The organism is Clostridium sp. K04, from assembly GCF_019734375.1.
Taxonomy (GTDB): domain Bacteria; phylum Bacillota; class Clostridia; order Clostridiales; family Clostridiaceae; genus Clostridium; species Clostridium saudiense.
On sequence record NZ_JAASHD010000081.1, the window covers coordinates 1 to 2,978 of the forward strand.

2 protein-coding genes are annotated in these 2,978 nt (G+C 31.6%); one reads left to right on the forward strand and one right to left on the reverse strand.

Features of this window, described 5'->3' with window-relative positions; genetic code table 11:
- Window positions 1-471: 471 nt before the first annotated feature.
- A complete protein-coding gene (gene nagE, locus HCG70_RS17175; protein ID WP_221698073.1) occupies window positions 472-1,917 on the reverse strand; it encodes an N-acetylglucosamine-specific PTS transporter subunit IIBC in 1,446 nt (481 codons plus the stop codon).
- A gap of 423 nt (window positions 1,918-2,340) precedes the next feature.
- Between nagE and HCG70_RS17180 the strand changes: the two genes are divergently transcribed.
- Window positions 2,341-2,871 carry a PTS glucose transporter subunit IIA gene (locus HCG70_RS17180; protein WP_074431752.1) on the forward strand — a complete coding sequence of 177 codons (531 nt, stop codon included), beginning with the start codon at window positions 2,341-2,343 and terminating at the stop codon, window positions 2,869-2,871.
- Window positions 2,872-2,978: the final 107 nt, after the last annotated feature.

The window sequence follows — 2,978 nt, forward strand, 5'->3', positions numbered from 1 at the left end:
TTTACTTTAACTATATTCTGTTCAATTTTCAAAGACCATTTACTCTGTCGCACCGAAGCGACTTCCTTATCTTATCACCAATAAACTTTCTTGTCAACATCTTTTTCAACATTTTTTTGTTGTAATGTTTTTAAAGATTTGTCTTTCGACTTATCGGCTGTCCCTGAGGACATGATTTATAATACCACAGCAGCTTATGCATTCTTAAATGCTATTTCCCATTATATGAATTTAATATCATTTTTCTTTATTTTTCGTCATTATTCTCTATTTATTTCATATTGATACACCAGGCTAAGTTAACTATTTTTATAGTGTTATATCCCTTTCATAATACTCTTAATCTCATTAAACTATTTTTCTTTTTATTCAATTAATACATTCTGCATATATATGTATACTTATATTTATTATTATAAAAAAGGTCGTACAATCCTAAAACTGTACGACCTTTTAAGTAGTTACTAACTATTACTTACATAATTTTTTTAACTCATCAGCTACAAATTGTACTTGTGTACCTACTATTACTTGTATATTTGTTTTTCCTGGTCTAATTATACCAGCAACACCAGCTGACTTAATAACTTTTTCATTAACCTTGGTATTATCTTTAATTTCTAGACGTAATCTTGTTACACAGTTATCAATACTTACTACATTTTCTTTTCCACCAAGACCTTTTAATATAGTTTCTGCTACTGCAGTAAAATCATTATTTTCAAGTTTAATATCCATTTCTCCATCGATATCATCATCTTCTCTACCTGGAGTCTTTAAATTAAACTTTGTAATTGCAAATCTAAAAACGATATAGTATATTACACCAAATATTAATCCAATTCCAAGTAACCAAAGTGGATTTTCTGCAAATGGTGCTTTAAAGCTTAAGAACCAATCAACAAAACCAGCACTAAAGTTAAATCCTGCTCTTACTGGTAATGCAGCACAAACAGCTGCTGATATACCAGTCAATACAGCATGTATTAAATATAACCCTGGAGCTAAGAACATAAATGCAAACTCTAATGGTTCAGTTACACCTGTAAAGAATGAAGCTAATCCAGCTGCTAGTAATAATCCAGCTACTACTTTCTTTTTATTATCTTTAGCAGTATGATACATTGCTAAAGCTGCTGCTGGTAACCCAAACATCATTACTGGGAAGAATCCAGTCATATACATACCTGTTTGACCTAGTACTCCACCTTCCCTAGTTCCCCAGAACTTACCGATATCATTAATTCCTGCAACATCAAACCAGAATACTGAATTTAATGCATGATGTAATCCAAAAGGTATTAATAATCTATTGAAGAATGCATATATACCTGCTCCAATTGATCCTGTAGAAATAATTGCTTCACCAAACCCTACTAATGCTCCGTATACCACTGGCCATACAAAGAATAAAATTAATGTAGCAACTATTGAAGCTCCTGCAGTTACTATAGCAACACATCTCTTACCACTAAAGAAACTTAAAGCTGCTGGTAACTTAGTATTTTTAAACTTATTGTAACAGCTTGCTCCAATTAAACCTGATAATATACCAATAAATTGTGTTTGAATCTTTCCAAATGCTGCTGGCACTTCTGAAACATCAACACCTTTTAGCATAGCTACAACACTAGTTGATAATAAAGTCGTTATCATTAACCAAGAAACAAGTCCTGCCAACCCAGCTGTTCCATCATTATCATCTGACATACCGACACCAACACCAATTGCAAATAAAATTGCCATATTGTCTACTAATGCTCCCCCTGCTTTAATTAAAAAAGCAGCTGCAACATTATTTGCTCCCCATCCTGATGGATCAATCCAATATCCAATTCCCATTAGAATTGCTGCTACTGGTAAACACGCTACTGGAAGCATTAATGATTTACCAAGTCTTTGTAAGTACTTCATCATAATAAAATTCCCCCTATTTTTTTATTTGTTCATTATTGTAAGACTAACAAAATAATTAAATTTTATAATTTCAATAATAAAAAAAGCTGAAAAGAATATAATATATCCTTTTCAGCTAATGCCCACTTTTATGGTTGCACGCCTCACAATTTGAACTTAATTTATTTTACAAATTTATTATAAAATACCTTGGCATCATTTGTCAACGTTTTCAAAGCTTTTTTTATTTTAGTAATAATTTACTATACATATTGACATACTATTCTCAAAAATATATAATCTAGATTGAAACGTGTTACTGTTAAATCAGGCATAAGTTAATCTTTAATAAAGATATACTTATGCCTTTTTATTTTATACCCAAAAATTGTGTAATCTTATTTTTAGAAAGGAAGTGAACCCTGATTATAATCAGGAAATATTATGGCTAATTTTTTTAAAAAATTATTCGGAAAATCAGAAGAGAAAGTAGAAACAAATACTTCAGTTGAAGCTCCAAAGACTGCCCTAGTTGCAGTTGCAACTGGTGACTTAATGCCTTTATCAGAAGTGCCAGACCCTGTTTTCGCTGGAAAAATGGCTGGAGATGGTGCAGCTATTATGATAACTGGTGATACTGTTGTAGCTCCTGCTGACGGTGAATTATCATTAGTGTTCAAAACTAAGCATGCATTTGCAATGACTTTAGAAAATGGACTAGAATTATTAGTTCACATCGGTGTTGATACTGTTGGATTAAACGGTGAAGGTTTTGAACAATTAGTTGAAGCTGGTACAAAAGTAAAAGCTGGTACTCCAATCATTAAGATTGATAGAGATTTCATTTTAGGAAAAGGATTATCTCTTGCTACTCCAGTTTTAATTACAAATGTTGATGCTGCTAAATCAATAAATGCAGTTGAATCAGGATCAGTTACTGCTGGTAAAGACGTAGTTGTTAACTTCGAAGTTTAATAAATATAAAAAAATAGCTAAGGCAATGCCGAGGGCACTGAAAAAGTGCCTTTCGGAATAAAAGACCTAAAAAATTTTTTTAAGACAATTTTTTAGGTCTTTTATGT

What these genes read in the sequence shown, in the direction of transcription:
- nagE (WP_221698073.1), bottom strand. Translation starts at nt 1,917, where the DNA reads ATGATGAAGTACTTACAAAGACTTGGTAAATCATTAATGCTTCCAGTA.
- HCG70_RS17180 (WP_074431752.1), top strand. Translation starts at nt 2,341, where the DNA reads ATGGCTAATTTTTTTAAAAAATTATTCGGAAAATCAGAAGAGAAAGTA.